This window comes from Bacillus sp. S2(2024), from assembly GCF_050474045.1.
GTDB lineage: Bacteria > Bacillota > Bacilli > Bacillales > Bacillaceae_G > Bacillus_A > Bacillus_A yunxiaonensis.
This window is the reverse complement of the sequence record NZ_JBFLUS010000003.1, coordinates 2,830,926-2,853,427: the sequence shown is the minus strand read 5'-3', so window position 1 is coordinate 2,853,427 and position 22,502 is coordinate 2,830,926. Positions and strand designations below refer to the sequence as shown.

The window sequence follows — 22,502 nt, the reverse complement described above, 5'->3', positions numbered from 1 at the left end:
GGAAAGGTGATAAGGGGTTCGGCCTTTTATCACCTTTTTTAAGGTATATATACATATTTTAGGAGGATGAAAAGTATGGCAATCACTGCACAAATGGTAAAAGAACTTCGTGAAAAAACTGGCGCAGGTATGATGGACTGCAAAAAAGCTTTAACAGAAACTAACGGCGACATGGAGAAAGCAATTGATTTCTTACGTGAAAAAGGTATTGCAAAAGCTGCTAAAAAAGCAGACCGCATCGCTGCTGAAGGTTTAACTTTCATCGAAACAAACGGTAACGACGGTTTAATTTTAGAATTAAACTCTGAAACTGATTTCGTTGCGAAAAACGAAGGTTTCCAAACATTAATTAAAGAATTAGCTGCTCACTTATTAGCTAACAAACCTGCTAACATTGAAGAAGCAATGGCTCAAACAATTGCAAACGGCAAAACAGTAGAAGAGCACATCAACGAAGCAATCGCTAAAATTGGTGAAAAACTTACACTTCGTCGTTTTGAAATCGTATCAAAAACTGATGCAGATGCATTCGGTGCTTACCTACACATGGGTGGACGCATTGGTGTATTAGCAGTTCTTGAAGGTTCTACAGATGAAGCGGCTGCTAAAGATGTAGCAATGCACATTGCAGCAGTTAACCCTAAATACATCGACCGCGATGCTGTAACAGCTGAAGAAGTTGAGCATGAGCGTCAAGTATTAACACAACAAGCTTTAAACGAAGGCAAGCCTGAAAAAATCGTTGCTAAGATGGTTGAAGGTCGCCTAGGTAAATTCTTCGAAGAGATTTGCTTACTTGACCAAGCATTCGTTAAAAATCCTGATATGAAAGTTCGTCAGTTCGTTGAGTCTAAAGGCGGCACATTAAAAGGATTCGTTCGCTACGCTGTTGGTGAAGGTATTGAAAAGCGTCAAGACAACTTTGCTGAAGAAGTAATGAACCAAGTAAAAGGCAGCAACTAATAAAGATTGGGGGACACATTGTGTTCCCTTTTTTAAAATAAAGATGTAGGCAATGGAGGTTCATTATGAGTAAGCCAAAATATAATCGTGTAGTATTAAAGCTAAGCGGTGAAGCTTTAGCTGGAGATAAAGGATTTGGAATTAATCCGTCTGTTATTAAATCTGTTGCTGAGCAAGTGAAAGAAATTGCTGAGTTAGACGTAGAAGTTGCAGTTGTTGTTGGCGGTGGTAACATTTGGCGCGGTAAGATTGGTAGCGAAATGGGAATGGATCGTGCAACGGCTGACTATATGGGAATGTTAGCAACGGTAATGAATTCTTTAGCTCTTCAAGACAGCTTAGAGAATTTAGGAGTTCAAACACGAGTGCAAACTTCTATTGAAATGCGCCAAGTAGCGGAACCTTACATTCGTCGTAAAGCAAATCGTCACTTAGAGAAGAAACGTGTTGTAATTTTTGCAGCAGGTACAGGTAACCCTTACTTCTCTACCGATACAACAGCAGCACTACGTGCAGCTGAGATTGAGGCAGATGTTATTTTAATGGCGAAAAATAATGTAGATGGCGTATATAGTGCGGATCCAACAATTGATGAAACAGCAACAAAATACGAATCACTTACATATTTAGACGTCTTAAAAGAAGGCTTGGGTGTAATGGATTCTACAGCTTCTTCTTTATGTATGGATAATGATATTCCGTTAATTGTATTCTCTATCATGGAAGAAGGAAACATTAAACGTGCCGTTCTGGGCGAAAATATTGGAACAATTGTGAGGGGGAAATAATAATGGGACAACAAGTGTTAAGCAATGCAAAAGAGAAAATGGAAAAAGCAGTTGCAGCATATTCTCGTGAACTTTCAACAGTTCGTGCAGGTCGTGCAAGTGCTTCTGTATTAGATAAAGTACAAGTAGATTACTACGGTGCACCAACTCCGGTTGTACAATTAGCAAACATCACAGTTCCTGAAGCACGTTTGCTAGTTATTCAGCCATACGATAAGACATCTATCGGTGATATTGAAAAAGCAATTTTAAAAGCTGATTTAGGATTAAATCCTTCTAATGATGGTACTGTTATTCGTATTGCATTCCCTGCATTAACAGAAGAACGTCGTCGTGAACTTGTGAAAGTTGTGAAAAAATATTCTGAAGATGCAAAAGTAGCTGTTCGCAACGTTCGTCGTGATGCAAACGATGAATTGAAAAAACTTGAGAAAAACGGCGACATTACAGAAGATGATTTAAGAGGATATACAGAAGATATCCAAAAAGAAACAGATAAATATATCGCAAAAGTTGACGATGTTACAAAAAACAAAGAAAAAGAAATTATGGAAGTGTAATCGCGAAGCTTTCGCAAATATGACCCTCTTCTTAAGGGGGTCTTTTTACACTTTTAGGCATATGTCTGCTCGTTGGAGGGTTTGAATGATGTTTAGAAAACTTCCTTTTTTTAAAGGCAATAAGATCGCGTCGTTTGATCATCTCGTAGAAGAAGCAAAAAAAGGAGAAATCCCAGCGCATATTGCAATCATTATGGATGGTAATGGAAGATGGGCAAAAAGAAGGGCGATGCCTCGCATTGCAGGTCATCATGAAGGAATGCAAGTCGTAAAGAAAATTACGAAGTTTGCTAGTAAACTCGGTGTCAAAGTACTGACTCTTTACGCCTTTTCTACAGAGAACTGGAAAAGACCAAAATTAGAAGTGGATTATTTAATGAAACTTCCTGAAGAATTTTTAGGTGCATTTTTGCCAGAGCTTATTGAAGAAAATGTACAAGTACGTGTCATAGGACAAAAGGATCGCCTTCCAACTCATACGCGCAGAGCGATGGAAAAAGCGATTGAGGATACGAAAGATAACACGGGATTAATCTTAAATTTTGCGTTAAACTATGGAAGTCGTGATGAAATTGTATCTGCTGTGCAAAATATGGTTAAGGATAGTGAAGAAGGAAAACTTCGTTCTGCAGAAATAACAGAAGATACTATTTCTTCGTACTTAATGACAAGAACATTGCCTGATCCTGATTTACTAATCCGAACAAGTGGTGAAATCCGTATTAGTAATTTTATGCTGTGGCAAATTGCTTATACAGAATTGTGGTTTACTGATGTAAATTGGCCGGATTTTACAGAAGAACATTTATTACAGTCCATTACTGACTTCCAAAATAGAGGTCGCAGATTTGGAGGCGTGTAGAAAGAGAGGGTTTGGTAGTGAAACAGAGAATAATTACTGGAGTGATTGCTGCCGCGCTGTTCATTCCCATCGTATTTTACGGTGGCGTGCCTTTTACAATTTTAGTGTATGCATTAGCTTCCGTTGGATTATATGAATTAATTCGAATGAATAAACTAACGGTTATCTCTATGCCTACAGTTTTAGCAGCATTATTGCTTTGGACTATTTTAGTTCCAAGTAATGTAACGGGTGTATTTGAAACAATTGGTTTAACAAAAGTAGAAATTACATTTGTAATTGTTTTATTACTTTTATCATATACTGTCCTTTCTAAGAATACATTTACTTTTGACAATGCTGCGTTTTTATTGATGGCAACAACTTATGTTGCGATGGGTTTCTTTTATTTGAATGAAACTCGTCTTGCAGGAATTCAATATGTATTTTATGCATTGTTTGTGATTTGGGCAACGGATTCCGGGGCTTACTTTATTGGAAAAGCGATCGGGAAACGAAAGCTTTGGCCAGAAATTAGTCCAAATAAAACGATAGAAGGTTCTATCGGCGGTATTTTATGTGGAATTGTTGTCGCTCTTGTGTATAATGTATTTTTACCGGTTCATTCGAATATAGCTGTTCTTATTGCAGTTACCATTGCAATATCGGTATTTGGTCAAATCGGAGACTTAGTAGAGTCGGCATTTAAACGTCATTATGGTGTAAAAGATTCGGGTACAATCTTACCAGGACACGGTGGTATTCTCGATCGAACTGATAGCTGGTTATTTGTATTACCATTATTACATTTCTTACATTTCATTTAATGAACGAACGAGGAGTTGGAGTAATGAAAACCATTAGTTTATTAGGTGCAAGTGGATCAATTGGAACGCAAACATTAGATGTATTGCGCTCGCACCAAGACCAATTCCGTCTCGTTGCTTTTTCTGTGGGGAGAAACATTGAGTTTGCTCAGCAAATCATTCAAGAATTTTCTCCTGAGATTGTGTCTGTACAACAAAAGGAAGATGCTTGGCGATTACAAACAGTTTGTGGAAATACGAAAATTGTATATGGAGATGAAGGGCTGCTTGAAGTTGCACTTCATCCGGATGCAGAAATACTTGTAAACGCTGTTGTTGGTAGTGTCGGATTACTACCGACGTTACGAGCAATTGAGGCGAAAAAAACGATTGCAATTGCAAATAAAGAAACATTAGTAACAGCAGGGCATTTAGTTATGGAAGCTGCAGAAAAGCATAACGTATCTTTACTTCCTGTAGATAGTGAACACTCTGCTATTTTTCAATGTTTAAACGGAGAAAATGAGAAGCGTATTTCTCGATTAATATTGACAGCATCAGGTGGAAGTTTCCGAGATAAAACGAGGAATGAACTTCAATATGTAACAGTAGAAGATGCACTTCGTCATCCAAACTGGTCTATGGGTTCGAAAATTACCATTGATTCTGCTACAATGATGAATAAGGGATTAGAGGTTATTGAAGCGCATTGGCTTTTTAATATCCCTTATGAGCAAATCGATGTTGTATTACATAAAGAAAGTATCATTCACTCAATGGTTGAGTTTGAAGATCGCAGTGTAATGGCGCAACTTGGTACACCAGATATGCGTGTTCCAATTCAATATGCACTTACTTACCCTGATCGTTTTTCACTTCCAAACGCTAAACAGCTGAATTTATGGGAAATTGGAACATTACATTTTCAAACAATGGATATGGAACGTTTCCGCTGTCTTCAATTTGCATATGAAGCTGGGAAAATGGGAGGAAGTATGCCAACTGTGATGAATGCAGCTAATGAAGCCGCTGTAGAAGCTTTTCTGCAAAAGAAAATCAGTTTCTTAACAGTAGAAGACCTCATTGAAAAAGCAATGCACCATCACAATGTCATTGCGCGTCCAAGCTTAGAAGAAATTCAGGAAATCGATGCTGCCACAAGACGATTTGTGATGGAACAAATTTAGCAAAGGTGGTTATGGAACTTGAATACAGCGATTGTCTTTATTTTAATTTTCGGTGCACTCGTGTTTTTCCATGAACTTGGACATTTGTACTTTGCCAAACGTGCTGGTATTTTGTGTCGTGAATTTGCCATTGGTTTTGGTCCAAAATTGTTCTCGTTTGAAAAAAATGAAACAGTTTATACAGTTCGTTTACTTCCGCTTGGTGGTTATGTACGAATGGCTGGGGAGGATCCAGAAACCATTGAACTAAAGCCTGGTACAAAAGTTGGACTTGTTTTAAACGAAAAAGAAGAGGTTACGAAAATTGTTTTGGATAATCGTGAAAAATATCCAAATGTTCGTGTTATTGAAGTGGAACAAGCTGACTTGGAACACAAGTTAATCATATCTGGATATGAAGAGTACGAAGAAGATTTACAAACATTTCGGATTCACGAGAAAGCTCGTTATGTTTCAGCAGGAGAGGAAACGCAGATTGCGCCGTATAATCGACAATTTGGCTCAAAAACGTTAGGACAACGAGCGCTTGCTATTTTTGCAGGTCCTGCAATGAACTTTGTTCTTGCTTTCGTTATATTTGTTATGATTGGTTTTATACAAGGGATTCCTGTGGATAAACCGATAATTGGAAAAGTGGTATCTGGTAGCGTGGCACAGAAAGCTGGATTACATGAAGATGATAAAATTTCGTCAATTAATAATAAACCGACAAATAGTTGGCAAGATGTAGTAAATATCGTTCGTGAAAATCCAGGAAAAGAAATTAAGATGGATGTAACTCGTGATAGTAAAAAAATGACGATACAAGTTACGCCTGCTGCTGAAAAAGAGGGCAATGTTACGGTTGGTAGACTCGGGGTACAATCGCCTGTTGAGAAGTCCCTGGTTGGTTCTATTAAAGCGGGATTTGATGAAACATACAGATGGACAAAACTTATTTTTGTTTCCCTTGTTCAGCTCGTTACAGGACATTTTTCGATTAACGACTTATCTGGCCCAGTAGGGATTTACAACTTAACAGGCCAAGTTGTAGAATATGGTACGATTCGTGTTCTTAGCTTAACAGCTGTTCTAAGTATAAATCTTGGCTTGTTTAACTTATTACCTGTTCCTGCATTAGATGGGGGACGCCTTTTCTTCTTCTTAATTGAAGCGCTCCGCGGGAAACCGATTGACCGTCAAAAAGAAGGAATGGTTCACTTTATTGGTTTTGCTTTATTAATGTTACTGATGTTAGTCGTAACATGGAATGATATACGGAAGTTTTTCTTATAAAAGAGGTGCTATAGAATGAAACAAAGTATAATATTTAGTCCTACATTGCGTGAAGTACCAGCTGATGCGGAAATTAAAAGCCATCAGCTTCTACTACGCGCAGGATTTATGCGTCAAAATGCTTCAGGTATATATAGCTTTTTGCCGCTTGGTCTGAAAGTGTTGCATAAAGTAGAGCGTATTGTTCGTGAAGAAATGGAGAAAGCTGGTGCTGTAGAATTATTAATGCCAGCTCTTCAGGCAGCTGAATTATGGCAAGAATCTGGACGCTGGTATTCATATGGTTCAGAATTAATGCGTATGAACGATCGAAATAATCGTGAGTTCGCTCTAGGAGCAACACATGAAGAAGTGATTACTGATCTTGTACGTGACGAAATTAAGTCATATAAAAAATTACCTTTAACACTTTATCAAATTCAAACAAAATTCCGCGATGAACAAAGGCCGCGTTTTGGTTTGTTACGCGGAAGAGAGTTTTTAATGAAGGATGCATATTCCTTCCATGCAACGCAAGAGAGTTTAGATGAAGTGTATAACCGTCTTTTCCAAGCTTACTCTAATATTTTTGTGCGCTGTGGTTTAAACTTCCGTGCTGTTATCGCTGACTCTGGAGCAATGGGTGGAAAAGATACACATGAATTTATGGTGTTATCAGATGTAGGAGAAGATACAATTGCATATTCTGATACATCTGATTATGCTGCAAATATTGAAATGGCACCTGTTATTGCTTCTTATGAAAAGAGCGATGAGGTAGAAAAAACACTTGAAAAAGTTGCAACGCCAGATCAAAAATCAATTGAAGAAGTATCTGCGTTCTTAAATATCGAGGCATCAAATTGTATTAAGTCTATGGTCTTTAAAGCAGACGAGAAATTTATTGGTGTTCTTGTTCGCGGAGACCATGAAGTGAACGATGTTAAGGTGAAAAACCTATACGGTGCTTCTGTTGTCGAACTTGCATCTCATGAAGAAGTAAAAGAATTATTAAACTGTGAAGTCGGTTCTTTAGGTCCAATTGGTGTAACAGGAGTAGAAGTAATTGCTGATTATGCTGTACAAGCTATCGTAAATGGATGTTGCGGAGCAAATGAAGAAGGCTTCCATTACGTGAATGTAAACCCAGAACGTGACTTTAAAGTAAGCCAATATACAGATTTACGCTTCATCCAAGAAGGAGATCTTTCTCCAGATGGCAAGGGAACAATTCGCTTTGCTCGCGGTATTGAAGTGGGACATGTATTTAAACTTGGTACACGCTATAGTGAATCTATGAATGCGACATTCTTGGACGAAAACGGTAAAACACAACCGATCATTATGGGTTGCTACGGAATTGGTGTATCTCGTACAGTTGCAGCGATTGCTGAGCAATTTAACGATGAGAATGGCTTAGTTTGGCCAAAGGCAGTTGCGCCATTTCATGTACATGTGATTCCAGTAAATATGAAATCTGATGCACAGCGTGAAGTCGGTGAAAATATCTACAATTCATTACAAGAGCAAGGATATGAAGTATTATTAGATGACCGTGCAGAACGTGCAGGCGTAAAATTTGCTGATGCAGATTTATTCGGTCTTCCAGTTCGAGTAACAGTTGGTAAAAAAGCCGATGAAGGCATTGTTGAAGTAAAAGTACGTGCAACAAATGAATCTGCAGAAGTGAAAGTGGAAGAACTTCACACATACATTGCTAATATTTTATAATAAGAAGAGGTACCTCGTTATGAGGTACCTTCTCTTGCTATGAGAAGAGCAATGGAAGTTTCTTGATATGATGAAAGGAGGCTGCATATGTCGTTAACAAACGAACAACAAGAGCGTTTTCGAATTTTGCTTGAGCAATTACAAATTCCTGAAAATCTTGTACATGAATATTTGCAAGGTGGCGGTATTCAAAAATTACTTGTTGATAAAGCGAATAAGAGCTGGTGTTTTTATTTGCAAGTTCCACGTATTTTACCAGCGCAAGTATATGAAATATTAGAAGCGCAATTGGAACGGTCATTTTCACATATTGCAAAAACATCGTTTATGATAGACACAGAAAATAAGAACTATACAGAAGCAGATGTCCAAGCGTATTGGCCAATTTGTACAAATAAAATTACGTTTTCTCCAATGTTTGCTTATTTAAAAGAGAAGCCGCCACAAACGAATGGTGTCAAATTATTATTAGATGTAAATAACGATTTAGAAGCACAGACGGTTAAGAAAAATCTTGCGAAACCAATTGGAGATCAATATGAGGTGTTTGGGTTTCCGCGTTTTCAACTTGAGACAAATGTGAAGCAAAATGATGAGGAAGTGCAAAAGTTTCGTGAACAAACACAGCAAGAAGATCGTCAGCGTGTAATGCAAGCGATGGAAGAAATGGCAAAACGACAGGCGGAAGAACAAAATGAAATGGTACATGAGGGACCTATTGTTCTTGGTTATTTAATTAAGCCTGATGAAGAAATTACATCGCTTCGTGAAATTCAAGATGAGGAAAGAAGAAAAACAGTACAAGGTTATGTATTTGATGTTGAAACGAAAGAACTGCGAAGCGGACGTACGTTATTGACATTAAAGATAACTGATTATACCGATTCCATTATGATTAAAATGTTCTCACGCGATAAAGAAGATATTCCACTTCTACAATCGTTGAAAAAAGGAATGTGGGTAAAAGCGCGTGGATCTGTTCAAAATGATACATTTGTTCGAGATTTAGTCATGATTGCAAACGATATTAATGAAATAACAGGACCGTCTCGGAAAGATAAAGCACCTGAAGGAGAAAAAAGGGTAGAGCTTCATATGCATACGCCTATGAGCCAAATGGATGCTGTAACATCTGCATCTGCACTTGTGAGTCAAGCGGCAAAATGGGGACATGAGGCAGTAGCTGTGACAGACCATGCTGTTGCACAATCTTTTCCTGAAGCGTATTCTGCTGGGAAAAAAGCGGGAATTAAAGTGATTTTTGGTGTAGAAGCAAATCTTGTGAATGATGGTGTTCCAATTGCTTATAATGAGGAACATCGATTACTCGCAGATGAAACATATGTTGTATTCGATGTCGAGACGACAGGGTTATCAGCCGTATATGATACAGTTATTGAGCTTGCTGCTGTAAAAGTAAAAGGCGGAGAAATTATCGATCGTTTTGAATCCTTTGCAAATCCACATCAGCCGTTATCAGCAACAATCATTGAATTAACGGGTATTACAGATGATATGCTAACGGATGCACCAGAAGTAGAAGAAGTGTTTAAAAAGTTTGAACAATGGATTGGTAATCATACACTTGTAGCCCATAATGCGAGCTTTGATATGGGATTCTTAAATGTTGGATTTAAGAAAAGCGGTTTAGAAAAAACGAAAAACCCAGTTATCGATACGTTAGAGTTAGCTCGTTTCTTATTTCCAGAGATGAAAAATCATCGTTTAAATACGTTGTGTAAAAAGCTGGATATTGAATTAACGCAACATCACCGTGCCATTTATGATACAGAAGCAACTGGTTATTTGCTTGTGAAAATGCTAAAAAGTGTAATCGAAAAGGGATTTGAATATCACGATCAGTTAAATGACAGTATGGGACAAGGTGATGCGTATAAACGTGGGCGTCCAAGTCATGTGACACTGCTTGCAACGTCGGATGAAGGGCTGAAGAACTTATATAAACTTGTTTCTTACGCGCATCTTCAATACTTCTACCGTGTACCGCGTATTCCGCGCTCTTTATTAAAGAAGTATCGTGAAGGTATATTAGTTGGTACAGCTTGCGATAAAGGTGAAGTATTTGAAGCAATGATGCAAAAGGCACCAGAAGAAGTAGAGGAAGTTGCACAGTTTTATGACTACATTGAGGTTATGCCTCCAGAAGTGTTACGACATTTGGTGGAGCTTGAGCTCGTTCGTGATGAGGGTCAATTAAAGACAATTATTTCTAATCTAGTAAAGTTAGGTGAGACGTTAGACAAGCCTGTTGTTGCAACAGGAAATGTACATTATCTAAATCCTGAAGATGCAATGTATCGTAAAATTTTAGTAAGTTCGCAAGGTGGAGCAAATCCATTGAATCGTCATTCATTACCGCCTGTGTATTTCCGAACAACAGATGAAATGCTAGACTGCTTCTCCTTCTTAGGAGAAGAGAAAGCAAAAGAAATTGTTGTAACAAATACGCAAAAAGTTGCATCGATGATCGGTGAAGTAAAGCCTGTAAAAGATGACCTTTACACTCCAAAAATTGAAGGTGCAGACGATGAAACGCGGGATATGAGTTACGAAATGGCGCGGAGTATTTACGGGGATGAGCTTCCAGAAATTGTAGAAGCCCGTTTGGAAAAAGAATTGAAAAGTATCATTGGACATGGATTTGCTGTTATTTATTTAATTTCACATAAGTTAGTAAAGAAATCTCTTGTTGATGGCTATCTTGTTGGTTCACGTGGTTCGGTTGGTTCGTCATTTGTTGCGACAATGATGGAAATTACAGAGGTAAATCCTTTGCCGCCGCATTATGTTTGTCCAAATTGTAAACATTCACAGTTTTTTAATGATGGGTCGGTCGGTTCCGGATTTGATTTACCTGATAAAGATTGTCCAAACTGCGGAACTGCATATAAAAAAGATGGTCATGATATTCCGTTCGAAACGTTCCTAGGTTTTAAAGGAGATAAAGTTCCCGATATTGATTTGAACTTCTCGGGAGAATATCAGCCTCGCGCTCATAACTATACGAAAGTGCTGTTTGGTGAAGATAATGTATATCGTGCCGGAACAATTGGTACAGTTGCTGAAAAAACAGCGTATGGTTATGTGAAAGGCTATGCATCAGATCATAATTTAACGATTCGAGGCGCAGAAGTTGATCGCCTTGTAGCGGGTTGTACGGGTGTTAAGCGGACGACAGGACAGCATCCAGGTGGTATTATTGTAGTACCAGATTACATGGACGTCTTTGATTTTACACCTATTCAATATCCAGCAGATTCTTTAGATGCGGAATGGAGAACAACACATTTTGACTTCCATTCCATCCATGATAACTTATTAAAACTTGATATACTTGGACACGACGATCCGACAGTTATCCGTATGTTGCAAGATTTGAGTGGAGTTGATCCAAAGACAATACCGACTGATGATCCAGAAGTAATGAAAATTTTCTCAGGTACAGAATCGCTTGGCGTAACAGAAGAGCAAATTAACTGTAAAACAGGGACACTTGGTATCCCGGAATTCGGTACAAAATTCGTTCGTCAAATGTTAGAAGAAACGAAGCCAACGACATTCTCCGAGCTTGTCCAAATTTCTGGATTATCTCACGGTACAGATGTATGGCTTGGAAACGCAAATGAGTTAATCTATGATGGTACATGTACACTGAGTGAAGTAATCGGTTGTCGTGATGATATTATGGTATATTTAATTTACCAAGGTTTAGAACCATCTTTAGCGTTTAAAATTATGGAATCTGTACGTAAGGGGAAAGGTGTGCCTCCGGAGTGGGAAGAGGAAATGCGCAATAATAATGTGCCGGGATGGTATATTGATTCATGTAAAAAGATTAAGTACATGTTCCCGAAAGCCCATGCGGCGGCATATGTCCTAATGGCTGTACGTATCGCATATTTCAAAGTGCATTTCGCACTCTTATTCTACGCAGCATATTTTACTGTTCGTGCAGACGATTTTGATTTAGATGCGATGGTAAAAGGTTCAGTGTCCATTCGTGCTAAAATTGATGAAATTACGCAAAAAGGATTAGATGCATCGCCGAAAGAGAAAAGTTTACTAACAGTATTAGAGATGACATTAGAAATGTGTGAACGTGGTTATTCATTCCAAAAGGTTGATTTATATCGCTCTAGTGCAACTGATTTTATTATTGATGGGAATACATTAATTCCACCATTTAATGCAATACCTGGCCTCGGTACAAATGCTGCGCTAAATATCGTAGCAGCACGTGAAAATGGTGAATTCTTATCCAAAGAGGATTTACAGCAGCGCAGTAAGATTTCAAAAACAATTATTGAGTATTTAGACAGTCAAGGTTGTTTAGGAGAACTACCAGATCAAAACCAGCTGTCACTGTTCTAATAGGTAGGAAAAGTCTTTGCAAAACCATGGTTGCTATGATATACTAGTAAGCGAGATAACCATGTCATGTATATTTTTTTAAAAAAAGAGTGGGGAAACCCACTCTTTCGTGTTACTATCTATGTTTCTGCGCCAAGACGATAGATGAGGCGCTTCTGTCGTATATACATATTTTGTTACAAGTTTTACTTCTTAAATTTGGTAATACTAAGACAGATATTCCCTGCTTATTGGCAGGGGCTTTTGTTAGCTAACGAGAAAGAATATACAAGCTGCGTTGGTTAACTATACGCAGAGTGAAATCTTTCAAACGGTACATGGCGGCAGAAAGGAGGCTGTTTATGGATAAGAAAGTTACAGAAGTTGTTGAAGCACTTGCGCAGCCAATTGTCGAAGAGCTTGGTCTTGAGCTTGTAGATGTAGAGTATGTGAAAGAAGGAAAAGATTGGTTTTTACGCGTATCCATTGACTCTGATACAGGAGTAGATATTGAGGAATGCGGTGCGGTAAGTGAGCGATTAAGTGAAGCTTTAGATAAAGAGGATCCAATTCCTCATCTTTACTTTTTAGATGTATCCTCTCCAGGAGCGGAACGTCCATTAAAGAAAGAAAAAGATTTTCAGCAAGCAGTTGGAAAACAAGTTGCGATTAAAACGTATGAGCCAATCGTTGGTGAGAAAATGTTTGAAGGAAAACTACTCGCGTACGATGGAACAACAATCACATTACTATTAACAATTAAAACACGTAAAAAAGAAATCCAAATTCCAGTGGATAAAGTTGCCAATGCGCGACTTGCAGTTACGTTTTAGTAAGAAGGGGGATCTTCATGAGCACTGAGTTGTTAGATGCTTTGCTCGTATTAGAACAAGAAAAAGGTATAAGCAAAGATATTATTATTGATGCTATTGAAGCAGCTTTAATCTCTGCTTATAAACGAAATTTTAACCAAGCGCAAAATGTTCGCGTTAGCTTCAATCCTGAAGTTGGATCTATTCAAGTACTAGCGCGTAAAGATGTAGTGGAAAATGTATTTGATCCACGTCTTGAAATTTCTGTTGAAAAAGCAAGACAAATTAATCCGAACTATCAAGAGGGCGACGTACTAGAAATTGAAGTTACGCCAAAAGATTTCGGACGCATTGCAGCGCAAACAGCAAAACAAGTTGTAACGCAACGTGTACGCGAGGCAGAGCGTGGCGTTATTTATTCTGAGTTTAGCGATCGTGAAGAAGACATTATGGTTGGTATTGTACAACGTCAAGATGCTCGCTTTATTTATGTAAGTTTAGGAAAAGTAGAAGCACTTTTACCTGTAAGTGAGCAAATGCCAAACGAACAATATAAACCGCATGATCGCATTCGTGTTTTCATTACAAAAGTAGAGAAAACAACAAAAGGACCGCAAATTTATGTATCTCGCACACATCCAGGTCTTTTAAAGCGTCTGTTTGAAATTGAAGTGCCAGAGATTTATGATGGAACTGTAGAAATTCGTTCTGTAGCACGTGAAGCTGGAGATCGTTCTAAAATCTCTGTGTACTCTGAAAACATAGATGTAGATCCAGTAGGCTCTTGTGTAGGGCCGAAAGGACAACGTGTACAACGCATCGTAGATGAGCTAAAAGGTGAAAAAATTGATATTGTTCGCTGGTCAAATGATCCAGTTGAATATGTAGCAAATGCATTGAGCCCATCACAAGTTGTAAAAGTGCTTGTAAACGAAGAAGAAAAGGCAACTACTGTCATTGTTCCAGATCATCAACTTTCTTTAGCGATTGGTAAGCGTGGTCAAAATGCACGACTTGCAGCGAAGTTAACTGGCTGGAAAATTGATATTAAAAGTGAGTCTGATGCGAAACAAATAGGACTTTTAACAGAAGAAGATATGATGATCGCATTCGATTCTCCTGAAGACGAAATCGAATAGAGGTGATGAACGTGAGCAATCGAAAAGTTCCGTTACGAAAATGTGTTGTAACACAAGAGATGAAATCAAAACGCGAGCTCATTCGCATTGTTCGTTCCAAAGAGGGAGTCGTGTCTATTGATTTAACAGGCAAACAGTCAGGACGCGGTGCATACTTATCGAAAGATAAAGAATGTATTTCTCAGGCGAAAAAGAAGAATGTCTTGGAACATCACCTAAAAGCGAAAATTGATGACTCTCTTTATGAAGAGCTAATCGAGCTTGTTGAGAAGGAGTCGAAGTAAGTGTCCAATTGGAAATCGTTTTTAGGGCTAGCTAATCGGGCTCGAAAGATTATATCGGGTGAAGAGCTTGTTTTAAAAGAAGTTCGAGGCGGTAAAGCAAAGCTCGTATTGCTTTCTGAAGATGCGTCTGCAAATACAACAAAGCGTATTACGGACAAAACAACGTTCTACAACGTACCAATGAGAAAAGTCGAAAATCGACAAGAGTTAGGGCATGCGATTGGGAGAGAAGAACGAGTCGTTGTAGCGGTGTTAGATGACGGCTTTGCTAAGAAGCTGCTTAGCATGCTCGATACAACTTACCGGGGGTGAAGGTATGAGTAAAATTCGAGTATATGAATATGCAAAAAAACACAATATCTCAAGTAAAGATATTATTACAAAACTAAAAGAAATGAATATCGAGGTTTCTAATCATATGGCGATGTTAGATGATGAAGTAGTAAACAAGTTAGATAATCAATATAATGATGGAGCAGAAAAAACTTCTGTTGCAGATGAGTTTGAAGTAGAGGAAAAAGTTGTTCGTAGCAAAAAGAACAGCAATAAGAATAAGAAAAAAGGTAAAGGGAATCAAGACAAACGTCAAGAGAACTTTGCTGGAAGACAACAAACGCAAACGGTAGAAACGCCAGATAAAGTTACTTTCTCTGGTTCGCTTACTGTAAGCGAACTTGCAAAAAAATTAAGCAAAGAGCCGTCTGAAATTATTAAAAAGCTCTTTATGCTTGGAATCATGGCAACAATTAACCAAGATTTAGACAAAGATACAATTGAGCTAATTGCTGGTGATTACGGTATTGAAGTAGAAGAAGAAGTAATTGTTAGTGAAACAGAATTTGAAACATTTATGGATGAGCAAGACGATGAAGAAAACTTAAAAGAACGTCCGGCTGTTGTTACAATTATGGGACACGTTGACCATGGTAAAACAACATTACTTGACTCTATTCGTAATTCAAAAGTAACTGCTGGTGAAGCGGGCGGAATTACACAGCATATTGGTGCATACCAAGTTGAAGTAAACGACAAAAAAATTACGTTCCTAGATACACCAGGTCACGCAGCGTTTACAACAATGCGTGCACGCGGTGCGCAAGTTACGGATATTACAATTCTAGTTGTAGCAGCTGATGACGGTGTTATGCCACAAACAGTTGAAGCGATTAACCACGCAAAAGCAGCGGGAGTACCAATTATCGTTGCTGTGAATAAAATGGATAAACCATCAGCAAATCCAGACCGTGTAATGCAAGAGTTAACTGAATATGAGTTAGTTCCAGAAGCTTGGGGCGGCGATACAATTTTCGTACCGATTGCTGCGATTAAAGGCGAAGGAATTGACAACTTATTAGAAATGATTCTTCTTGTAAGTGAAGTAGAAGAATATAAGGCAAATCCAAATCGCTATGCAACTGGTACAGTAATCGAAGCACAGCTTGATAAAGGTAAAGGAACAATCGCGACATTACTTGTTCAAAACGGTACACTTCGAGTAGGAGACCCAATCGTTGTTGGTACATCATTCGGCCGTGTTCGTGCGATGGTAAATGATATTGGTCGTCGTGTAAAAGTTGCTGGTCCGTCTACTCCTGTTGAAATTACAGGCTTAAACGAAGTACCACAAGCTGGCGATCGCTTTATGGCATTTGCTGACGAGAAGAAAGCACGTCAAATTGGTGAATCACGTGCACAACAAGCATTGCTTGCACAGCGCGGTGAAAAATCTAAACTAAGCCTTGAAGATTTATTCCAACAAATTCAAGAAGGCGATGTAAAAGAAATTAACCTAATTGTGAAAGCGGACGTACAAGGTTCTGTAGAAGCAATGGCAGCATCACTTCGTAAAATTGATGTTGAAGGCGTAAAAGTGAAAATCATCCATACTGGCGTAGGTGCAATTACAGAATCTGATATTATTTTAGCTTCTGCATCAAATGCAATCGTAATCGGATTTAACGTACGTCCTGATGTAAACGCGAAACGTACAGCTGAATTAGAAAATGTTGATATTCGTTTACACCGTATTATTTACAAAGTAATTGAAGAAATTGAAGCAGCAATGCAAGGTATGCTAGATCCTGAATTCGTAGAAAAAGTAATCGGTCAAGCAGAAGTTCGTCAAACATTCAAAGTAACGAAAGTTGGAACAATTGCAGGATGTTACGTAACTGATGGTAAAATCACACGTGATAGCGGTGTACGTATCATTCGTGATGGCGTAGTTATTTTCGAAGGACAGCTTGATACGTTAAAACGCTTCAAAGATGACGTAAAAGAAGTTGCACAAAATTATGAGTGTGGTATTACAATTGAAAGATATAATGATCTTAAAGAAGGGGACATCATTGAGGCGTACATTATGGAAGAAGTGAAGCGATGATTATCGCTTCACTCTCATTCGAATGTATGATTTATGATGTGCATTCTTTAAAAGAGAAACGAGCAATTTTACAGCGTATTTTAACTCGTGTGAAACAGCGTTACAATGTATCTGTTTCAGAAGTTGGACACCAGGATGTATGGCAACGTACAGAAATTGCAATCGTTTCCGTATCCTCAAATCGTGTTGTCTGCGAAAAAGAAATGAATCGTGTACTTGAGTATATTGACTCATTTCCTGAGATTGAACGTACGATAACACAATTGGAATGGTATTGAATGAGGTGATTAGTTATGAAGCTACGTGCAAATCGCGTGGGCGAGCAAATGAAGAAAGAATTAGGCGAAATTATCAGTCGCAAAATTAAAGATCCACGTATCGGTTTTGTGACGGTAACAGATGTGCAAGTAAGTGGGGATTTACAGATTGCCAAAGTATATATTTCTGTTTTAGGAGACGAAGAGCAGAAGGAAAATACGTTAAAAGGCTTAGCAAAGGCGAAAGGCTTTATTCGTTCCGAAATTGGACAACGTATTCGTCTTCGTAAAACACCTGAAATCTCCTTTGAATTTGATGAATCGATTGGATATGGTCATCGAATTGATACGCTTTTACATGAAATTAATAAAGAAGATAAACGTGAAGAATAATGGATAGACATTTGTCTATCCATTTTTTCAATCTGAAGTAAATTTGACATACAAAAGTATAACAATGAGGTGAACATATGGAAGGTGTAGTGTTATTACATAAACCAAAAGGAATGACATCGCATGATTGCGTATTTAAGTTAAGAAAAATATTAAGAGAGAAACGCATAGGGCATACAGGAACTTTAGATCCGGATGTGACAGGTGTATTACCGATTTGTGTAGGACGTGCTACAAAAATCGCTCAGTTTTTAACGAGTGAAACAAAAACATATGAGGGCGAAGTTACGCTGGGCTTTTCGACGACTACAGAAGATGCTTCGGGTGAAATTGTAGAAAAACAGGATGTAAATCGTATGATTACACGTAAAGAAGTAGAATCCGTATTGGAGAATTTAACAGGAACACTTGAACAAGTACCACCGATGTACTCTGCTGTAAAAGTAAATGGAAAGAAATTATATGAATACGCAAGGGCAGGAATAGAAGTAGAGCGTCCGGTTCGTACCATTACGATTCATGAATTCACATTACTTGATGACCGTGAAGTGTTTGAGGGGGCAACAATTTCCTTCCGTTTTCGAGTGACTTGTAGTAAAGGCACATACGTAAGAACATTAGCTGTGATGATTGGTGAAAAGCTTGGATTCCCGGCGCATATGTCAGATCTTGTACGAACAGCATCAGGAGAGTTTCACTTAGATGATTGCATATCATTTGAAGAAATTGAGCAAAACGTGCAAAATGGAACAGTGGAATCTATCTTTATTTCCATTGATGAAGCATTACATAAGTTTCCAAAGATAATTGTTAATGAAGAACAAGCAGAAAAAGTAAAAAATGGTATGTTCTTACCAAATAAAGAGCAATTGACAGCGCCATTTATTACAGTCTTTGATGAAAATAAACGCTGTTTAGCGATTTATGAGCATCATCCAAAACGTCCAGGGATGTTGAAACCGATGAAAGTACTTGTGAATAATCAAGAATTACAGCTATAATGAATAATTAGAAGGATTATTATAGAAAAAGGTGAATTTAAGCGTGAAACTCATTCATTTAACTCATCCTCATGCATTAGACAAAGCGGAAATAGAGCCTACTGTAATGGCATTAGGGTATTTTGATGGTATTCACTTAGGTCATCAACGTGTCATTCATACTGCAAAAAAGGTAGCGGAAGAACGAGGGTTTAAAAGTGCTGTTATGACTTTTCATCCGCATCCGTCTGTTGTATTAGGGAAAAAGGAAGCGCATGTAGAGTATATTACGCCTTTACGAAGTAAAGAAAAAGTAATTGCAAGTTTAGGAATTGATATTTTATATGTTGTGAAATTTGACGAAGCATTCGCAAATTTATTACCACAACAATTTGTAGATGATTATATCATTGGGCTGAATGTACAGCATGTTGTAGCGGGCTTTGATTATTCATATGGACGTTTAGGAAAAGGGACGATGGAAACTTTGCCATTTCATGCAAGAGGGGAGTTTACACAAACCGTGATTGAAAAAGTAGAATTTCAAGAAGAAAAAGTAAGTTCCACATTATTGCGAAAACATATTCGCAATGGAGAAATGGAACAAATACCATCTATTTTAGGCAGACCATATACTGTTGAAGGAACAGTTGTTCATGGAGATAAGCGCGGACGCCAAATTGGTTTTCCGACAGCAAATATTGCTCTAAATGATGAATACCTTTTACCGCCTGTTGGTGTATACGCCGTTCGAATGAAAGTAAATGATGAGTGGCATGAAGGTGTATGTAATATCGGATATAAACCGACTTTTAAGGAAAGTGAAAAGCAGCTTTCTATTGAAGTACATCTATTTGAATTTCAGCGTGATATATATGATGAATCTGTTGTTGTAGAGTGGCATATGCGAATTCGTGAAGAAAAGAAATTTAATGGTATTGATGAATTAGTTGCACAAATTGCAAAAGATAAAAAAGTAGCAGAAGATTATTTTAACCGTGCAAATAATATACTTGCTTTTTCGAATGAAAAGTAGTATTCTATCTTATGTACTTTAAAATAACCATTGCTTGGCATTACGACTCACCGACGTTTGCTAGGTAATTGGGGATATATTACTTAGGAGGTGAAATAGGATGGCTTTAACACAAGAGCGTAAAAATGAAATCATTGCACAATTTAGAACTCATGAGACTGATACTGGTTCTCCAGAGGTTCAAGTTGCTGTCCTAACAGAGCAAATTAACACTCTAAATGAGCACTTACGTACTCACAAGAAAGATCATCATTCACGTCGCGGTCTTTTAAAGATGGTTGGTAAACGTCGTAACTTACTTACTTACCTTCGTAACACAGACATCACTCGCTACCGTGAACTAATCACAAAGCTTGGATTACGTCGATAGTCAAAAAAGCGGGAATATTCCCGCTTTTTTGTTAGGTAAAAATATATCTTTGACTCTTGATAGCTTACTGAATTTTCGGTAATACTAGAGGAAGGATATTGTGATATATTATTCATTTACATAGAAGAACTGAATATTTTAAATTGAGAGGGGTACTTAAATGAGTCACGAAAAGCAAGTCTTCTCGATAGATTTGGCTGGTCGTCAGCTAACAATTGAAACAGGTCAGCTTGCAAAACAAGCGAACGGAGCAGTATTAGTAAGATATGGCGATACAGCGGTTCTATCTACAGCAACTGCATCAAAAGAGGCAAAAAATGTAGACTTTTTTCCACTTACAGTAAACTATGAAGAGCGTTTATATGCAGTAGGGAAAATTCCAGGCGGTTTTATTAAACGTGAAGGCCGTCCGAGTGAAAAAGCAATTTTAGCAAGTCGTTTAATTGACCGACCAATTCGTCCGCTTTTCGCAGATGGTTTCCGTAATGAAGTACAAGTTGTCAGCATCGTAATGAGTGTTGATCAAGATTGTTCTTCTGAGATGGCAGCTATGCTTGGTTCTTCATTAGCGTTATCGATTTCAGATATCCCATTTGAAGGTCCAATCGCGGGTGCAACAGTTGGTCGTATTGACGGCGAATTCATTATTAATCCAACAGTAGAACAACAAGAGAAAAGTGATATCCATCTTGTTGTAGCTGGTACGAAAGACGCAATTAACATGGTAGAAGCAGGGGCAGATCAAGTGCCTGAAGAAACGATGTTAGAAGCAATTATGTTTGGTCATGAAGAAATTAAACGTCTAATTGCTTTCCAAGAAGAGATTGTACAAGCTGTAGGTAAAGAGAAAACAGAAGTACAACTTTATGAAGTGGATGCTGAACTTGATCAAGCTGTACGTGAAATGGCAGAACAAGATATGCATTCAGCAATTCAAGTGCACGAAAAACATGCACGTGAAGATGCAATTAATAAAGTGAAAAAACGTGTTATTGAGCATTATGAGGCACAAGAAGCTGATGCTGAAACATTAGGACAAGTAAATGAGATTTTATATAAAATTGTAAAAGAAGAAGTACGTCGTCTTATTACAGTTGAAAAAATCCGCCCAGATGGACGTAAAGGTGATGAAATTCGTCCTTTAGCATCAGAGGTAGGTATTTTATCTCGTACGCACGGTTCAGGTCTATTTACACGTGGACAAACACAAGCATTAAGTATTTGTACATTAGGTGCATTAGGCGATGTGCAAATTTTAGATGGTCTTGGTGTAGAAGAATCAAAACGTTTTATGCATCATTATAACTTCCCGTCCTTTAGTGTTGGAGAAACAAGACCAATGCGTGGACCAGGTCGTCGTGAAATCGGTCACGGTGCATTAGGTGAACGTGCTCTTGAACCTGTTATTCCATCTGAAAAGGACTTCCCGTATACAGTTCGTCTTGTATCTGAAGTTTTAGAATCGAATGGTTCTACTTCACAAGCAAGTATTTGTGGTAGTACTTTAGCGATGATGGATGCTGGTGTACCACTGAAAGCGCCAGTTGCTGGTATTGCAATGGGACTTGTGAAGTCTGGTGAACACTACACAATTTTAACAGATATCCAAGGTATGGAAGATCACTTAGGTGATATGGACTTTAAAGTAGCAGGTACAGCTAAAGGTGTAACAGCACTTCAAATGGATATTAAAATTGAAGGCTTATCTCGTGAAATTTTAGAAGAAGCATTGCAACAAGCAAAAGTTGGACGCATGCATATTCTAGATCATATGCTATCTGTTATTGCTGAGCCGCGTACTGAGTTATCTGCGTATGCTCCAAAAATTATTACAATGACAATTAATCCGGATAAAATCCGTGATGTTATTGGACCAAGTGGTAAACAAATTAACAAGATTATTGAAGAAACAGGCGTGAAAATTGATATTGAACAAGATGGTACAGTCTTTATTTCATCTGTTGATCAAGAAATGAACGAAAAAGCGAAGAAAATTATTGAAGATATCGTTCGTGAAGTACAAGTAGGTGAAATTTACTTAGGAAAAGTAAAACGAATTGAAAAATTCGGTGCTTTTGTTGAATTATTTAGTGGTAAAGACGGTCTTGTTCATATCTCTGAACTAGCACTTGAGCGTGTAGGCAAAGTAGAAGATGTTGTGAAAATCGGTGATGAGATTTCAGTAAAAGTTGTCGAGATTGACAAACAAGGTCGTGTAAACTTGTCTAGAAAAGTACTGCTTAAAGAAGAGCAAGAAAAAGAAGCGGCAAAGCAAGAACAAGAGCAAAAACAAGAACAGGAACAAGAATAAACGAAAAGCCAAGGAACTCCTTGGCTTTTTTACTAT

20 protein-coding genes are annotated in these 22,502 nt (G+C 38.0%); all 20 read left to right on the top strand.

Annotated elements, in window-relative coordinates; all coding sequences use genetic code 11:
* The first annotated feature begins 75 nt into the window (after positions 1-75).
* The 20 genes from tsf to pnp all read left to right on the top strand — a co-directional run bounded on the left by tsf (position 76) and on the right by pnp (position 22,466).
* Positions 76-963: a translation elongation factor Ts gene (gene tsf, locus AB1284_RS14300; protein WP_429754203.1), complete on the top strand. Its 888-nt coding sequence runs from the start codon at positions 76-78 to the stop codon at positions 961-963.
* Between the two features lie 65 nt (positions 964-1,028).
* The gene (gene pyrH, locus AB1284_RS14295) at positions 1,029-1,751 is read left to right on the top strand and encodes a UMP kinase (RefSeq protein WP_154711805.1); all 723 of its coding nucleotides are present in this window, start codon (positions 1,029-1,031) and stop codon (positions 1,749-1,751) included.
* A 2-nt stretch (positions 1,752-1,753) separates the two neighbouring features.
* A complete protein-coding gene (gene frr / locus AB1284_RS14290) occupies positions 1,754-2,311 on the top strand; it encodes a ribosome recycling factor (RefSeq protein ID WP_429754204.1) in 558 nt (185 codons plus the stop codon).
* 85 nt (positions 2,312-2,396) lie between these two features.
* Positions 2,397-3,173: an isoprenyl transferase gene (locus AB1284_RS14285; protein ID WP_429754205.1), complete on the top strand. Its 777-nt coding sequence runs from the start codon at positions 2,397-2,399 to the stop codon at positions 3,171-3,173.
* Positions 3,174-3,190: 17 nt separating this feature from the next.
* Positions 3,191-3,979, top strand: coding sequence for a phosphatidate cytidylyltransferase (locus tag AB1284_RS14280; protein ID WP_429754206.1), 789 nt, complete (start codon positions 3,191-3,193; stop codon positions 3,977-3,979).
* 23 nt (positions 3,980-4,002) lie between these two features.
* Positions 4,003-5,145, top strand: coding sequence for a 1-deoxy-D-xylulose-5-phosphate reductoisomerase (dxr, locus tag AB1284_RS14275; RefSeq protein ID WP_429754207.1), 1,143 nt, complete (start codon positions 4,003-4,005; stop codon positions 5,143-5,145).
* 18 nt (positions 5,146-5,163) lie between these two features.
* Positions 5,164-6,420 carry an RIP metalloprotease RseP gene (rseP, locus tag AB1284_RS14270; RefSeq protein ID WP_429754208.1) on the top strand — a complete coding sequence of 419 codons (1,257 nt, stop codon included), beginning with the start codon at positions 5,164-5,166 and terminating at the stop codon, positions 6,418-6,420.
* 15 nt (positions 6,421-6,435) lie between these two features.
* The gene (locus tag AB1284_RS14265; RefSeq protein ID WP_429754209.1) at positions 6,436-8,130 is read left to right on the top strand and encodes a proline--tRNA ligase; all 1,695 of its coding nucleotides are present in this window, start codon (positions 6,436-6,438) and stop codon (positions 8,128-8,130) included.
* A gap of 87 nt (positions 8,131-8,217) precedes the next feature.
* On the top strand, positions 8,218-12,522 hold the full coding sequence (locus tag AB1284_RS14260; protein ID WP_429754210.1) for a PolC-type DNA polymerase III: 4,305 nt from the start codon (positions 8,218-8,220) through the stop codon (positions 12,520-12,522).
* Between the two features lie 341 nt (positions 12,523-12,863).
* Positions 12,864-13,334, top strand: a complete 471-nt coding sequence (gene rimP / locus AB1284_RS14255; RefSeq protein WP_429754211.1) for a ribosome maturation factor RimP — start codon at positions 12,864-12,866, stop codon at positions 13,332-13,334.
* A 17-nt stretch (positions 13,335-13,351) separates the two neighbouring features.
* Positions 13,352-14,452, top strand: a complete 1,101-nt coding sequence (gene nusA / locus AB1284_RS14250; protein ID WP_429754212.1) for a transcription termination factor NusA — start codon at positions 13,352-13,354, stop codon at positions 14,450-14,452.
* An 11-nt stretch (positions 14,453-14,463) separates the two neighbouring features.
* Positions 14,464-14,736: an RNase P modulator RnpM gene (rnpM, locus tag AB1284_RS14245; protein WP_020059150.1), complete on the top strand. Its 273-nt coding sequence runs from the start codon at positions 14,464-14,466 to the stop codon at positions 14,734-14,736.
* Complete coding sequence (locus AB1284_RS14240) at positions 14,737-15,048, top strand: YlxQ family RNA-binding protein (RefSeq protein ID WP_020059149.1); 312 nt, start codon at positions 14,737-14,739, stop codon at positions 15,046-15,048.
* 4 nt (positions 15,049-15,052) lie between these two features.
* Positions 15,053-17,119, top strand: a complete 2,067-nt coding sequence (infB, locus tag AB1284_RS14235) for a translation initiation factor IF-2 (RefSeq protein WP_429754213.1) — start codon at positions 15,053-15,055, stop codon at positions 17,117-17,119.
* The gene (locus tag AB1284_RS14230; protein WP_098309700.1) at positions 17,116-17,397 is read left to right on the top strand and encodes a DUF503 domain-containing protein; all 282 of its coding nucleotides are present in this window, start codon (positions 17,116-17,118) and stop codon (positions 17,395-17,397) included. The genes infB and AB1284_RS14230 overlap by 4 nt, the downstream gene beginning before the upstream one ends.
* A gap of 15 nt (positions 17,398-17,412) precedes the next feature.
* Positions 17,413-17,769: a 30S ribosome-binding factor RbfA gene (rbfA, locus tag AB1284_RS14225; protein WP_336483109.1), complete on the top strand. Its 357-nt coding sequence runs from the start codon at positions 17,413-17,415 to the stop codon at positions 17,767-17,769.
* 77 nt (positions 17,770-17,846) lie between these two features.
* Positions 17,847-18,770 (top strand): tRNA pseudouridine(55) synthase TruB, encoded by a 924-nt coding sequence (gene truB / locus AB1284_RS14220; protein ID WP_429754214.1) that lies wholly within the window; start codon positions 17,847-17,849, stop codon positions 18,768-18,770.
* Between the two features lie 43 nt (positions 18,771-18,813).
* Positions 18,814-19,785 carry a bifunctional riboflavin kinase/FAD synthetase gene (gene ribF, locus AB1284_RS14215; protein ID WP_429754215.1) on the top strand — a complete coding sequence of 324 codons (972 nt, stop codon included), beginning with the start codon at positions 18,814-18,816 and terminating at the stop codon, positions 19,783-19,785.
* A gap of 100 nt (positions 19,786-19,885) precedes the next feature.
* Positions 19,886-20,155 carry a 30S ribosomal protein S15 gene (gene rpsO / locus AB1284_RS14210; RefSeq protein WP_090912790.1) on the top strand — a complete coding sequence of 90 codons (270 nt, stop codon included), beginning with the start codon at positions 19,886-19,888 and terminating at the stop codon, positions 20,153-20,155.
* 160 nt (positions 20,156-20,315) lie between these two features.
* Positions 20,316-22,466, top strand: coding sequence for a polyribonucleotide nucleotidyltransferase (gene pnp / locus AB1284_RS14205; RefSeq protein ID WP_429754216.1), 2,151 nt, complete (start codon positions 20,316-20,318; stop codon positions 22,464-22,466).
* The last annotated feature ends 36 nt before the right edge of the window (positions 22,467-22,502 follow it).